General features: G+C 70.7%; 16 protein-coding genes. 8 read left to right on the top strand and 8 right to left on the bottom strand.

The window, feature by feature from the left end:
• The first annotated feature begins 26 nt into the window (after window positions 1-26).
• Complete coding sequence (locus tag J3P31_RS15425; RefSeq protein WP_210529381.1) at window positions 27-530, top strand: lipocalin family protein; 504 nt, start codon at window positions 27-29, stop codon at window positions 528-530.
• A 39-nt stretch (window positions 531-569) separates the two neighbouring features.
• Here the strand turns inward: J3P31_RS15425 and J3P31_RS15420 are convergent, their stop codons facing one another.
• On the bottom strand, window positions 570-2,168 hold the full coding sequence (locus tag J3P31_RS15420; protein ID WP_210529380.1) for a phosphoenolpyruvate carboxykinase: 1,599 nt from the start codon (window positions 2,166-2,168) through the stop codon (window positions 570-572).
• Window positions 2,169-2,468: 300 nt separating this feature from the next.
• On the opposite strand from J3P31_RS15420, the gene J3P31_RS15415 reads away from it, so the two are divergent.
• The 6 genes from J3P31_RS15415 to J3P31_RS15390 all read left to right on the top strand — a co-directional run bounded on the left by J3P31_RS15415 (window position 2,469) and on the right by J3P31_RS15390 (window position 7,127).
• Entirely contained in the window at window positions 2,469-3,173 is a 705-nt protein-coding gene (locus J3P31_RS15415; RefSeq protein ID WP_210529379.1) for a response regulator transcription factor, read from the top strand.
• A gap of 4 nt (window positions 3,174-3,177) precedes the next feature.
• Window positions 3,178-4,977, top strand: coding sequence for a sensor histidine kinase (locus tag J3P31_RS15410; protein ID WP_210529378.1), 1,800 nt, complete (start codon window positions 3,178-3,180; stop codon window positions 4,975-4,977).
• Between the two features lie 10 nt (window positions 4,978-4,987).
• The gene (locus J3P31_RS15405; RefSeq protein ID WP_210529377.1) at window positions 4,988-5,434 is read left to right on the top strand and encodes an HPr kinase/phosphorylase; all 447 of its coding nucleotides are present in this window, start codon (window positions 4,988-4,990) and stop codon (window positions 5,432-5,434) included.
• Window positions 5,431-6,363 carry an RNase adapter RapZ gene (gene rapZ / locus J3P31_RS15400; protein ID WP_210529376.1) on the top strand — a complete coding sequence of 311 codons (933 nt, stop codon included), beginning with the start codon at window positions 5,431-5,433 and terminating at the stop codon, window positions 6,361-6,363. Before J3P31_RS15405 ends, rapZ begins: the two co-directional genes overlap by 4 nt.
• A gap of 81 nt (window positions 6,364-6,444) precedes the next feature.
• A complete protein-coding gene (locus tag J3P31_RS15395; RefSeq protein WP_210529375.1) occupies window positions 6,445-6,858 on the top strand; it encodes a PTS sugar transporter subunit IIA in 414 nt (137 codons plus the stop codon).
• On the top strand, window positions 6,858-7,127 hold the full coding sequence (locus J3P31_RS15390) for an HPr family phosphocarrier protein (protein WP_210529374.1): 270 nt from the start codon (window positions 6,858-6,860) through the stop codon (window positions 7,125-7,127). Before J3P31_RS15395 ends, J3P31_RS15390 begins: the two co-directional genes overlap by 1 nt.
• A 30-nt stretch (window positions 7,128-7,157) precedes the next feature.
• On the opposite strand, the gene J3P31_RS15385 is transcribed toward J3P31_RS15390, so the two are convergent.
• Window positions 7,158-8,045, bottom strand: coding sequence for a 3-hydroxybutyryl-CoA dehydrogenase (locus J3P31_RS15385; protein WP_210529373.1), 888 nt, complete (start codon window positions 8,043-8,045; stop codon window positions 7,158-7,160).
• A 159-nt stretch (window positions 8,046-8,204) separates the two neighbouring features.
• Here J3P31_RS15385 and J3P31_RS15380 point away from each other — a divergent pair, with 159 nt between their 5' ends.
• Window positions 8,205-8,966 (top strand): DUF6473 family protein, encoded by a 762-nt coding sequence (locus tag J3P31_RS15380; RefSeq protein WP_210529372.1) that lies wholly within the window; start codon window positions 8,205-8,207, stop codon window positions 8,964-8,966.
• Here J3P31_RS15380 and J3P31_RS15375 read toward each other — a convergent pair.
• The 6 genes from J3P31_RS15375 to J3P31_RS15350 form a co-directional block, all read right to left on the bottom strand.
• A complete protein-coding gene (locus J3P31_RS15375; RefSeq protein ID WP_210529371.1) occupies window positions 8,950-9,876 on the bottom strand; it encodes an electron transfer flavoprotein subunit alpha/FixB family protein in 927 nt (308 codons plus the stop codon). The genes J3P31_RS15380 and J3P31_RS15375 overlap by 17 nt on opposite strands.
• Complete coding sequence (locus J3P31_RS15370; protein ID WP_210529370.1) at window positions 9,876-10,634, bottom strand: electron transfer flavoprotein subunit beta/FixA family protein; 759 nt, start codon at window positions 10,632-10,634, stop codon at window positions 9,876-9,878. The genes J3P31_RS15375 and J3P31_RS15370 overlap by 1 nt, the downstream gene beginning before the upstream one ends.
• Before the next feature lie 131 nt (window positions 10,635-10,765).
• Window positions 10,766-10,975, bottom strand: a complete 210-nt coding sequence (locus J3P31_RS15365; protein WP_210529369.1) for a hypothetical protein — start codon at window positions 10,973-10,975, stop codon at window positions 10,766-10,768.
• Between the two features lie 48 nt (window positions 10,976-11,023).
• Window positions 11,024-11,254, bottom strand: coding sequence for a hypothetical protein (locus tag J3P31_RS15360; protein WP_210529368.1), 231 nt, complete (start codon window positions 11,252-11,254; stop codon window positions 11,024-11,026).
• 66 nt (window positions 11,255-11,320) lie between these two features.
• Window positions 11,321-12,304: an NAD(P)H-quinone oxidoreductase gene (locus J3P31_RS15355; protein WP_210529367.1), complete on the bottom strand. Its 984-nt coding sequence runs from the start codon at window positions 12,302-12,304 to the stop codon at window positions 11,321-11,323.
• Window positions 12,301-13,011, bottom strand: a complete 711-nt coding sequence (locus J3P31_RS15350; RefSeq protein ID WP_210529366.1) for a COQ9 family protein — start codon at window positions 13,009-13,011, stop codon at window positions 12,301-12,303. Before J3P31_RS15350 ends, J3P31_RS15355 begins: the two co-directional genes overlap by 4 nt.
• Window positions 13,012-13,023: the final 12 nt, after the last annotated feature.

Genomic DNA, 13,023 nt, shown 5'->3' with positions numbered 1-13,023 from the left:
TGGCCGGACGCCATTCGGAGATCCCCATGCGCCGTGCCCTTGCCCTGCTCCTCCTCCTTGCCGCCTGCGGGCGGGAGGCCGCGACGCCGCCCGCCGCGGCGCCGTCGTTCCGCGACCGGGGGCAGCCCATCGCCTCGACGCTGCGCGGGACGGCCTCGGATCTCGCGGGGGACTGGGTGATCGCGCAGTCCTATCCCGGCCTGCCCTTCGCGAGCCCCGGGACGCGGGTCTCGATCGCGGTGGGGTCGGACGCGAGCGCGGGCTGGAGCTTTGCTGGGCCGGGCGGGACCGAGCGGGTCTCGACGACGGCCGCCGGGCAGGGCCGCTTCGTCCCCCGGGAAGAGGGCGGGCTGGAGCTTTGGGTGCTTTGGGTCGATGACGACTTCCGGACGGCGGTCGTCGGCACCCCGGATGGGCGGTTCGGCTGGGTCATGGACCGGCCGGGCGAGGCCTCTCCCGACCGGGCCGTCGCGGCGCGGGAGATGCTGGACTTCAACGGCTACGACCTGTCGCGGCTGTCAGGGGCCTGACCCGCCCGGCTCCGACACCGGGCGGGCCGCCCCCGCGCCTCAGCCCAGGGCCACGGCGCGGGTGTCCTCGTCGATGAGCCGCTCGAACCGTTCGAAGTTCTGGGCGAACATCCCCACCAGCTTCCTGGCCTGCGCGTCGTAGGCCAGCGGATCGGCCCAGGTGCCGCGCGGGTCGAGGAGGGCGGGGTCCACCCCCTCCACGGCGACCGGCACCTCGAAGCCGAAGAACGGGTCGCGGCGGAACCGCCCCCGGGACAGGCGTCCGTCCAGCGCCGAAGCCAGGAGCGCCCGCGTCGCCGCGATGGGCATCCGCCGGCCCGTCCCGTAGGCGCCGCCGGTCCAGCCGGTGTTCACGAGCCAGCACTCCGCGCCGTGCCGGGCCATCTTGGCGGCCAGGAGCTTGCCGTAGGCCTCGGGGCGGCGCGGCAGGAACGGCGCGCCGAAGCAGGCCGAGAAGGTGGGCTCGGGCTCGGTGACGCCGCGCTCGGTGCCCGCGACCTTGGCGGTGAAGCCGGACAGGAAGTGGTACATCGCCTGCGCGGGGGTGAGGCGCGCGATGGGCGGCAGCACCCCGAAGGCGTCGCAGGTCAGCATGACCACGTGCCGGGGATGGCCCGACAGCCCGGTCGCCGAAGCGTTCGGGATCGCGTCCAGCGGGTAGGCGCAGCGGGTGTTCGCCGTGCGCGAGGCGTCCGCGAAGTCGAGCTCGCAGGTCTCGGCGTCGTAGCCCATGTTCTCGATCACGGTGCCGAAGCGCGAGGTGGTGGCGAAGATCGCGGGCTCGGCCTCGGCCGACAGGTTCAGCGTCTTGGCGTAGCAGCCCCCCTCCATGTTGAAGAGGCCGCGGTCGGACCAGCCATGCTCGTCGTCGCCCAGCAGCACGCGCGAGGGGTCCGCGGACAGCGTGGTCTTGCCGGTCCCCGACAGGCCGAAGAACACCGCCGCGTCATCCGGGTCGCCGGGCGCGTGGTTGGCCGAGCAGTGCATGGGCAGCACGCCCTGGTCGGGCAGGAGCCAGTTCAGGATGGTGAAGACGGCCTTCTTGTTCTCGCCCGCGTAGTCGGTCCCGGCGATCAGGACCCACCGCTGTTCGAGGTCGAGGGCGATCACCGTGCCGCTGCGGCAGCCGTGGCGTTCCGGATCGGCGGTGAAGGACGGGCAGTTGAGCAGCGTCCAGTCGGGGGCGAAGCTGTCCAGCGCCTCGCGCGGGGGGCGGCGCAGCAGATGGCGCACGAAGAGCGCGTGCCAGGCGCGTTCCGTGACCATCCGCATGTTCAGGCGGAGCGTCTCGTCCGCGCCGGCCCACAGGTCCTGGACATGGACCGAGCGGTCCTCGAGATGCGCCAGCATGTCGGCCTTGAGGCGCTCGAAGGCCCCGGGCTCCATGCTCGCGTTGCAGTCCCACCAGACCTGGTCCTCGGAGGCGGGGCGGCGGACGACGTGCTTGTCCTTGGGCGAACGGCCGGTGAACTTGCCCGTTTCGACCAGGAGAACCCCGCCGCGGCCCAGCCGTCCTTCGCCCGCGCAGAGCGCGGCTTCGACCAGATCGGGCTCGAGCAGGTTGTAATAGACCGACGCGAGCCCCGAAAATCCCTGCGCCTCGATCGGCATGGCCGGGTTGACGCGTCCGTGATCCATCGTCCTCGCTCCTGTTGCAAAGGCGCCCCACCGGCGCCTGTCCAACCGACATAGCAGAGCTGAAAAATGGAAAAAGTCTGTTAGCGCAAGCACTTGTCATGTTAGCGCAACCAGCGTTAGGATCTTGTTTACGTTTAGGGCGTCAAGGACTGGATTCAGCCAGAATGATGGGTTCAAGAGGATGAGACAGGACACAATGTCGCCCCATACATCCAAGGGTTGATTCGTTCGGGCAGAAGTGACACAGCCGGCTGAGGCCACACCGACAAGAAATCACCCACGCAGTCGAGGGAGACGCGGATGTCGAAGATCGCTCTCGTGGATGACGACAGGAATATCCTGACGTCCGTATCCATGACCCTGGAAGCCGAAGGCTTCGAGGTCGAGACCTACAATGACGGGCAGTCGGCTTTCGAGGCCTTCAGCAAGCGCATGCCCGACATGGCGGTGCTCGATATCAAGATGCCCCGGATGGACGGCATGGACCTGCTGCAGCGCCTGCGGCAGAAGTCGTCGATCCCCGTCATCTTCCTGACCTCGAAGGACGACGAGATCGACGAGGTCCTGGGCCTGCGCATGGGGGCGGACGACTACGTCAAGAAGCCGTTCTCGCAGCGCCTGCTGGTCGAGCGCATCCGCGCCCTGCTGCGCCGCCAGGAGGCCCGCGCCATCCCCGAATCCGCCGAGCCCGAGGCCGAGACCCGGACCCTGGTGCGCGGCAACCTCGTCATGGACCCGCTGCGCCATGCGGTGAAGTGGAAGGGCAAGGACGTCTCGCTCACGGTGACCGAGTTCCTGCTGCTGCAGGCGCTGGCCCAGCGGCCCGGCTTCGTGAAGTCGCGCGACCAGCTCATGGACGTGGCCTACGACGACCAGGTCTATGTGGACGACCGCACGATCGACAGCCACATCAAGCGGCTGCGGAAGAAGATGCGCATGGTTGACGACGACTTCTCCGCCATCGAGACGTTGTACGGCATCGGATACCGCTACAACGAAGAGTGACGCGATGGCCTCCGGGCCCGACGAGGCGCATCAGACGGTCGATGTCCGGGACCTGAAGTCGGTGCGCCACGCGCTCCGGGCCCTGACCCACAGGTCGGAGGCGCCGGAGCACGAGACGGGTGCGGAGTCGGCCAGCGAGGTCATCCTGGGCGACGACTGGACCTCCTCGGCGGAGGGCGCAGGGCCACGGTCGCGCCTGCACAGCCTGATCACGCTGCATCACTCGCCGCTCGCGCGGAAGATCATCCTCTTCAACCTGATCGCGCTGGTGCTGCTGGTGGCGGGGATGCTCTGGATCTCTCCGTCCCGCAGCAGCCTCACGGTGCAGCGCGCCCGCGGCCTCGTGAGCGAGGCGGAGCTGGTGGCGCAGCTCGTCGCCGCCCGCCTGCCGGGGGAAGGGCCGATGCGGCGCGGCACCGAGGCGGCCCGCGAGGTCGGCGCCGCCTTCGCGGGACTCGGTCTGAGCGGCGGGGTGCAGGGCTTCCTGTTCGACGCCGAGCGCCAGCTCGTGGCCGTCGCCGCGCCGAAGCGGGGCGAGGCGGTGCCGGATCTCGACGAGGAGGCAGGGCAGACGCTGCTCACCGACCTGCTCAACGGCTTCTGGGACGGGCTGGCGGACCTGCTGCCGGCCGGCGACGCGGCCCAGTGGGGCGGCGGCGGGCAGGACCCCGGGCGCGGCACCCCGAGCGCGCTCCTGGAGCACGCGCTGGCCCATGGCACCCGGATCGAGACCCTGACCGACGCGGACGGGCACACGATCCTGACCGTCGCCGTTCCGGTGGTCCGGGACGGCCAGCCGGTTGGCGTCGTGGTGGTCCGCAACCCCGCGGGCGAGGTGGATGCCCTGGCGCGCCGCGAACGCGAGCAGGTCCTGCGGATGTTCTCGGTCGTGGCGCTGGTGTCCATCGGCCTCAGCCTGGTTCTGGCCTCGACCATCGCGAACCCCCTGTCCGACCTGGCCGCCGCCGCCGAGTCCGGGCGCGAGCCCAACGCCCGCAGCATGGCGCCCCGCCGCGTGCGCATCCCCGACCTCACCGCGCGCCCCGACGAGATCGGGCGCCTGTCGGCGGCGATGCGCGGCATGGTCACGGCGCTTTACGAACGGATCGAGGCCAACGAGCAGTTCGCGGCCGACGTGGCGCACGAGATCAAGAACCCGCTCGCCTCGCTGCGGTCGGCGGTCGGCAGCTTTCCGTTCGCCCGGCGGGACGACCAGCGCGAGAAGCTGCTCGAGATCATCGAGCACGATGTCCGGCGGCTCGACCGGCTGGTGTCGGACATCTCGAACGCGTCGCGGCTGGACAGCGAGCTGGTCAAGGAGGAGGAGAAACCCTTCGACCTCCTCAAGATGCTGCGCTCGCTCGAGGATTTCCTGGGCGAGGAAGCGCGCGCCAAGGGGATCGACTTCATCACCGACCTGCCGTCGCAGCCGATCGTGATCCAGGGGCTGGAAGGTCGGCTGGCGCAGGTCTTCGTGAACCTGATCACCAACGCGGTGTCCTTCTGCGAGGAAGGCGACGCCATCCGCGTCTGGGCCCGCCAGCGCGAGAACCGCGTCCTGGTCGTCGTCGAGGACACCGGCCCCGGAATCCCCGAGGAGTCCCTGTCCAAGATCTTCCAGCGCTTCTATTCGGAGCGGCCGGCGGGGCAGTTCGGCAACAACTCGGGGCTGGGGCTCGCCATTTCCAAGCAGATCGTCGAAGCGCATGGCGGGGTGATCTGGGCCGAGAACATCCGCCCGACCGACGCCGACCCCACGTCGGAGCCGCTGGGGGCCCGCTTCGTCGTGGGCCTGCCGGTCTGACAGGCCGCCCATGGCCGCCCCCCTGATCCTTCATGCGACCACCGTCGCCTGGCGCGGCCGGGCCGTGCTGATCCGCGGGGCGTCGGGATCGGGCAAATCCTCGCTCGGGCTGGAGCTGATGGCCTGGGGCGCCCGCTTGGTGGCGGACGATCGCACGGAGCTGAGGGCCGGAGGGCACGGTCAGGTGATCGCTCGCTGCCCTGCGGCAATCCGGGGCTTGATCGAAGCGCGCGGGCTTGGCCTATTGGAGGCACGCGCAGTGGAGGAGGCCGTGGTGGCGCTTGTGGTGGACCTCGACCGGATCGAACCGGAACGCCTGCCGCCCTGGCGCGAGGAGGTCATCCTCGGGGTTCCGCTGCCTTGCGTTCACAAGCCCGAGAGTGGGCATTTCGCCGCCGGAATCCTTCAATATCTGAAGTCCGGCCGGAGCGTTCCGGCCACCCAGAGGCCAACATGACGCGCCCCCTCGCGCACTTGCCCCGTTCCGCCGCGCCGGACGGGGGCCATCGCATCGCCCTTGTCACCGGACCCTCCGGCGCCGGCCGCTCCACGGCGGTCCGGGCCCTGGAGGACCTGGGCTACGAGGTCATCGACAACCTGCCGCTGTCCTTCCTGCCGCGCCTGGCGAAGGGACCGCCGCTCGAGCGGCCGCTGGCGCTCGGCTTCGATGTCCGCAACCGCGACTTTTCCGCCGGCGCGCTGATCCGCGCCCAGGAGCAGCTCGCCACGGCCTTCGGCGCGCCGGTCGAGATCCTGTTCCTTGAATGCTCGGACGAGGTGCTGCTGCGCCGCTATTCGGAAACGCGCCGGCCGCATCCCCTGGCGCCCGACGACGCGCCGGCCACCGGGATCGCGGCCGAGCGGGCGCTGCTCGCCCCGGTGCGGGAGCGCGCCGACATCCTGGTCGACACCACGGCCCTCAGCCCCCACGAGCTGCGGGCGGAGGTGGCCCGCTGGTTCGCGCCGCCCGGCGGACGGCCCCTGACGGTGTCGATCGAAAGCTTTTCCTACAAGCGGGGGCTCCCGCCGGGGCTCGACCTGGTGATGGACTGCCGTTTCCTGCGCAATCCGCACTGGGAGGCGGCCCTGCGCCCCCATGACGGGCGGGACGCGGCGGTGGCCACCTATGTGGAGGCGGACCCACGCTACGAGGCCTTCTTCCAAAGGCTCATGGACCTGCTGGGCCTGCTCCTGCCGGCCTACCGGGACGAGGGGAAATCGCATCTGGCGGTGGGCCTGGGCTGCACGGGCGGGCAACACCGTTCCGTCACTGTCGCCGAAAGGCTGGCCGAGGCCCTTGCGAAGGAGGGTTGGCGGGTGTCTAAACGGCATCGGGAACTGGAACGGCGGGCCGAGGTCGGGGTTGGAATGGCCCGAGGGCAATGACGTGGTCGGACGTGAGCTTGGCCCGCAAGGGACTGCCAGCATGAACGGTATCGGGACCATGACCCCTGCGGGGTGTCGCCGATGATCGGAATCGTGATCGTGGCGCATGGCGGCCTGGCGAAGGAATACCTCGCCGCCGTCGAGCATGTGGTGGGCCATCAGGCCGGCGTGAAGGCCATCACCATCCAGCCCGAGGATGACCGGGCCCAGAAGCAGAGCGAGATCTGCGACGCCGCGGATGCGGTGGACGAAGGCGACGGCGTGGTCGTCGTCACCGACATGTTCGGGGGCTCGCCGTCGAACCTGAGCCTGCGGGCCTGCGGCCCCTCGAACCGCCGGATCCTGTACGGCGCGAACCTGCCCATGCTGATCAAGCTGGCCAAGTCGCGGCGCAAGTCCGTGCCGGACGCGGTGGCGGCCGCCATGGATGCGGGCCGGAAATACATCGACAGCCAGGTGGTGGGCGAGGATCTGGACCGCGCGGTGGGCACCTGATGGCGCAACGCCGCCTGCGGATCATGAACATCAAGGGCCTGCACGCGCGCGCCTCGGCCCGTCTGGTCGAGGTGGTGGAGGCGCATGACGCCAGCGCCACCGTGAGCAAGGACGGCATGTCCACCTCGGGCGACAGCATCATGGGCCTCCTGATGCTTGCCGCCGGCAAGGGCAGCGAGATCGAGGTCGAGACCGATGGCCCCGAGGCGGACCGGCTCGCCGACGCGATCGAGGCCCTGGTCGCCGACAAGTTCGGCGAAGGCGACTGACCGGGCCCCTGGCGCCGCTGGGCGCCGGACCTAGCGGGTCGGGACAGGCGCGTCCCCGTGGTAGTCGTAGAAGCCCCGCTTGGTCTTGCGCCCCAGCCAGCCGGCCTCGACATACTTGGTGAGCAGGGGGCAGGGCCGGTACTTGGTGTCGGCAAAGCCGTCGTGAAGCACGTTCATGATGGCCAGGCAGGTGTCGAGCCCGATGAAATCCGCCAGCTCCAGCGGTCCCATGGGGTGATTCGCCCCCAGCTTCATCGCCAGGTCGATCGAGGACACCGTGCCCACGCCTTCATAGAGCGTGTAGACCGCTTCGTTGATCATGGGGATCAGGACGCGGTTGACGATGAAGGCCGGAAAGTCCTGGGCCACGGCGGCGGTCTTGCCCAGGCTCTGCACCACCGACAGGGCGCGTTCGAAGGTCGGCTCGTCGGTGGCGATGCCCCGGATCAGCTCCACGAGTTGCATGACCGGGACGGGGTTCATGAAGTGCACGCCCAGGAACTTGCCCGGCCGGTCGGTGCGCGAGGCCAGCCGCGTGATCGAGATGGACGAGGTGTTCGTCGCCAGGATCGTGTGCGGCGCGAGATGGGGGACCAGGGCTTCGAAGATCGCGGTCTTGACCGGCTCGCGTTCGGTCGCGGCCTCGATGATGAGGTCGAGCGGGCCGAGGTCCGGCATGTCGGGCGTGGCGCGGATCCGGCCCAGGGCATCCGCCTTGGCCTCGGCGGTGATCGCGCCCTTGTTCACCTGCCGGTCGAGGTTCCGGCTGACGATCACGGGGATGGCGGCCAGGGCCTCGGGGTTGGTGTCCGTGACCAGCACCTCGTAGCCGGCCAGCGCGAAGACATGGGCGATGCCGTTGCCCATCTGGCCCGCGCCCACGACGCCCACGCGTTCAATGCCCTCGGCCCTTGTCATTGCGCCCTCTCCCTCATGCCGCCCCGCAGCATGGGGGAGGGACTGCGACCGTGCAAGGCCGGGGAAATCGCGACAATCCGATCTTTAGCCATTTCGCAAGCATCGGCCGACATCCTGTCACATGGGTGATCGTTTCATGGCAGGGCGATGGGGCGCGGGATGCTGGCCAGTCCGGAGTTGGGTTACGAGACATGCCGCTACGAGCCCTCGCGCGCCGTGTTCCGGGGGCCGGGGCGACCGCTCCGGGGCCGGTTCACGGCCTTCGTCGGGGGGAGCACGACGCTTGGCCAAGGGGTCGTCCGGCCGTTCCCGGCGCTGGTCGAAGAGGCCGTGGGCGGGGTCTGCGTCAACTTCGGGCAGGCCAACGCCTCGGTCGAGGCCTTCCTGGCCGATCCGGTGGTGCCGGCGGCCTGCCGGGCGGCGGACGTGACCGTGCTGGAGGTCATGGGCGCGGCCAACCTGTCCAACCGGCTCTACACGGTGCATCCCCGCCGGAACGACCGCTTCCTGCGCGTGTCCCCGGCCCTGCGGGCGATCTTCCCCGAGGCCGACACGGCCGAGGTCTGTTTCACCCGGCACCTGCTGCGGCATCTGTACGAGGTGGCCCCGGACCGCTTCGACATCGTGGAAGAGGAGTTGCGGCTGGCCTGGTTGGCGCGGATGCAGGCGTTCCTGGACCGCATCGGATCGCGCGTCATCCTCCTCCGGATCGAGGGCGACGAGGTGGCGGGTCCCTTCGGCCCGGCGCCGTTGTTCGTGACGGACCGGATGGTGGAGGCGCTGCGCCCGCTGGTGCGCGACGTGGTGACCGTGGCGTGGCGTGGCGGCAATCGCAAGGCGGCCGCGCACCGGGAGGTGGCGGCCGCCCTGGAAGGTCCCGTCGCGGCCGCCTTGGCCGAGGCGCTCAGAGCTTCTCGGTGAGTTCCGGGACGGCGGTGAACAGGTCGGCCACGAGGCCGAAGTCGGCGACCTGGAAGATCGGCGCCTCGGCGTCCTTGTTGATGGCGACGATGAACTTGGAGTCCTTCATCCCCGCGAGGTGCTGGATGGCGCCCGAGATGCCCAGCGCGACGTAAAGGTTGGGCGCGACCACCTTGCCGGTCTGGCCCACCTGCCAGTCGTTCGGGGCATAGCCCGCGTCCACGGCGGCGCGGGACGCGCCCACGGCCGCGCCCAGCTTGTCGGCCAGCTTCTCGACGATCTCGAAGCCTTCCTTGGAGCCGATGCCGCGCCCGCCCGAGACCACGACCGGGGCCGAGGTGAGCTCGGGGCGACCCGAATGCGCCACGCGGTCCTCGATCCATTGGGACAGGCCCGGGTCCTGCGCGCCCGGCACGGCCTCGACCGGGGCCGATCCGCCGGCCGGCGCCGCCTCGAAGCCCGCGGTGCGGATGGTCAGCACCTTGACCGGATCGGAGGACTTGACCGTCTGGATGGCGTTGCCGGCGTAGATCGGCCGCTCGAAGGTGTCGGCGCCCTGGATCGCGGTCACGTCGGTGATGACCATCACGTCGAGAAGGGCGGCCACGCGGGGCAGGATGTTCTTGGCATCCGCCGTCGCCGGGGCGGCCACGTGGCTGTAGCCCGACGCCAGGCCCACGACGAGCGCCGCCGTCGGCTCGGCCATGCCGTGGCAGTAGGCGTGGTCGCCCGCGAAAAGCACCTTGGACACGCCCTGCAGCGTGGCGGCCTCGGCCGCCGCGGCGTCGCCGCCCTGGCCCGCGACCAGGACATGCACCTCGCCCAGGGGGGCCACCGCGCTGAGCGCCTTGGCCACCGCGTCACGCACGAGCTTGCCTTCGCTCACGTCCGCCAGAAGAAGAACAGCCATCAGACCAGCCCCGCGCCCTTGATCATGTCCACGAGTTCATCGACCGACTTGGCCACCACGCCGGCCTTGCGGCTGGCGGGCTCGGTCGTCTTGATCACCGTCAGCCGGGGCGCGACGTCCACGCCGTAGTCGGCGGGGGTCTTTTCCTCGAGCGGCTTCTTCTTGGCCTTCATGATGTTGGGCAGCGACGCGTAGCGCGGCTCGTTCATGCGGAGGTCCACGGTGACCACCGCGGGCATCCTGACGCTGATCGCCTGGAGGCCGCCATCGACCTCGCGGGTGACGGTCGCGGTCTCGCCCTCGACCTTGAGCTCGGAGGCGAAGGTCGCCTGGCCCCAGCCCAGGAGCGCGGCCAGCATCTGGCCCGTGGCGTTCATGTCGTTGTCGATGGCCTGCTTGCCGCACAGCACGAGCCCCGGAGCCTCGTCCTTGACGACGCCCGCGAGGATCTTGGCGACGGCCAGCGGCTCGATGTCCTGGTGGACGTCCTCGGAGGCCACCACCAGGATCGCGCGGTCCGCGCCCATGGCGAGCGCGGTGCGCAGCGTTTCCTGCGCCTGTTTCACCCCGATGGAGACGGCGACGACCTCGGTCGCCGTTCCGGCCTCCTTGAGGCGGATGGCCTCTTCGACGGCGATCTCGTCGAAGGGGTTCATCGACATCTTGACGTTGGCGAGATCGACGCCCGAGCCGTCCGCGCGGACGCGGACCTTCACGTTGTAGTCGATCACGCGCTTGACCGGCACGAGGACCTTCATCTGCGCTCTCCCTGGGGGTGACCTTTGCGGCAGGTGTTAGCCCGCCCGCGCCCCGAGGGACAGGGCAAAACCGACAGGATGGGTCGCAGGGACGCCGCGCGGGTCGAAGAGCGGCGTCCCTGCCGCCGGGGTCAGCCCTGCTGGCCCTGGCCCTTGTCCGACTTGCCGGATTCGTGCCGGGTGTCGTCCTCGGCCTCGTAGTAGGAGCCCGACGACGGCGCGGGGGCCTGGGTCTGGGGTTGGGAGCCGCCTTCGGGCGAGGGCGGGTTCGGGTTCTCGGACAACTGGCCGTGGCCGTCGCCCGTCGAGGTGTTGGTGTGCGTCACGCCGGTCTTGGTCATGGGGTATCTCCTTCCGTCACTGGCTGGGGCAGCCGTTGGCCGGGGTCGTCACTGGCTGGGGGTGTCGGTGCTGCCTTCGAGCGGGCCGCCCTTGTCCACCATGCCCTTGCCGGCCTTGCCGCGCCGGTCCGCATGGTCCTGGGCGGCGGTGCCGCCCATGCCCGCGCCCTGGATCCAGTCCTTGCTCTTGCCGTTCTCGGGGTCGCCCTGTCCGGCGAACATCCCGCCCGGGTTGGCGGTGAGTTCGGCGTCGCCCTCATCGTCGGTCGTGCCTGCCATGATGCGCCCTCCTTCAGGGGGTGGAAGGCGGGAGCTAGAGCCCCCGCCGCCCCCGCCAAGGCCGGATCACGCGATGCGGAGCACGACCTTGCCCACCACCCCGTTCGCTTCGAGCCGCCGGTGCGCCTCCCCGGCCTGGTCCAGCGGGAACTCGGCGTCCATCACGGGGCGGACGCGCCCGGCCGCGATCAGGGGCCAGGCCTCGCGGCGAAGCTCCTCGGCGATGCGGGCCTTGGCGGCCACGGATTGCGGGCGGAGCGTCGAGCCGGTGATGGTCAGCCGCCGCCGCATCACCGCATTGAGGTCGATCTCGGATCTGGGGCCCTGGAGGAAGGCGATCTGCACGAGCCGGCCATCCTCGGCCAGCGCCTGGAGGTTGCGGGGCAGGTAGGGGCCGCCCACCATGTCGAGGATGACGTCCGCGCCGCCCTGGGCCTGCAGGATCTCCACGAAGTCCTCGGCGTGACGGTCGATGCCGCGTTCGGCCCCCAGCGCCTCGCAGGCGCGGGCGCGATCGGGCCCGCCGGCCGTGGCCCAGACCCGCGCGCCCAGGGCGGCGGCGATCTGGATCGCGGTCGTCCCGATGCCGGAGGCGCCGCCGTGCACGAGGAACCGTTCTCCGGCGCGCAGGCCCCCGCGCATGACGACGTTCGACCAGACGGTGAAGGCGGTTTCCGGCAGCGCCGCCGCTTCGCGCAGCGGCAGGCCCGGCGGGACGGGAAGGCAGTGGGCCGCCGGCGCGATGGCGTATTCGGCGTAGCCGCCGCCCGGCAGGAGCGCGCAGACCTCGTCCCCCGGCACGAGGCCGGTCACCCCCGGGCCAAGGGCGTCCACCGTCCCCGAGCCTTCGAGCCCCGGCAGGTCCGAGGCGCCGGGCGGCGGCGCGTAGGCCCCGGCACGCTGGAGCGCGTCCGGGCGGTTCACCCCGGCATAGGCCAGCCTGATCCGCACCTCGCCGGGGCCGGGCTCGGGCCGGGGGCGCTGGACCGGGACGAGCACCTCCGGCCCGCCGGGCCGCGAGATCTCGACCGCGCGCATCAGGGGGGTCATTCCTCGGGTCTCCATCCTCCTGGGAGGTCAGGCGGACGGATCGGGGCCCGGATCTGGCGCATGATCCAGCCCAGCGGGCGGGCGATCGGGCGGAGCACCGGGTTGTCCCGGGCGCCGGCCTTCCACTTCTCGAAGGCCATGACCCCGTCGATGCGGCGGTCGATGAACTCGCCCGTCCGGTCGAGCCGGGGTGATTCGTCCCCGAGGCGGTACAGCGCCACCGAGGCCAGCACCGCCGAGAGCGTCGCCCGCTTGGAATACCAGTTCCCATCGCGCGAGGTGTCGCCCAGGGCGGTCCATATGGCGTCCGCGGTTTCCCAGAGCAGGCTGGCCGCGAGGGCCGCGTTCTGGGGCATCGCGAACAGCGCGGCCGAGCGGCGCAGGGCCTCGCGCTCGGGCAGGGCGGCCATGCGGGCCTTGATGGCAAAGGCGATCCGGTCGCGCATCCGCATCTGGGACAGGTCGGACGTCCGCAGGGTGCGCAGCATCAGCCGGTCCCCTTCGCGATGCCACTCGACCGCAAGGTCGAGCGCGCCGCGCGGCGCCACGCCCCGCGCCTCGGCCAGGGTGACCTCGGCCTCCCGCGCCGCCGTGGCAAAGGCCTTGTCGGACCAGCCATCGAACGGCACATGCGGTAGGATCGCGCGAAGGAGTGCCGTCCGCGTCGGGTCGGTGCCAAAATCGGTGGCCGGATCGATGTCGGTCATTCTTGTCCCCCT

Origin of the sequence: Rubellimicrobium arenae (assembly GCF_017916275.1) — a bacterium.
GTDB classification, from domain to species: Bacteria; Pseudomonadota; Alphaproteobacteria; order Rhodobacterales; family Rhodobacteraceae; genus Rubellimicrobium; species Rubellimicrobium arenae.
The sequence above is the reverse complement of the archived record's forward strand: the minus strand, read 5'-3'. Positions and strand labels throughout refer to the sequence as shown.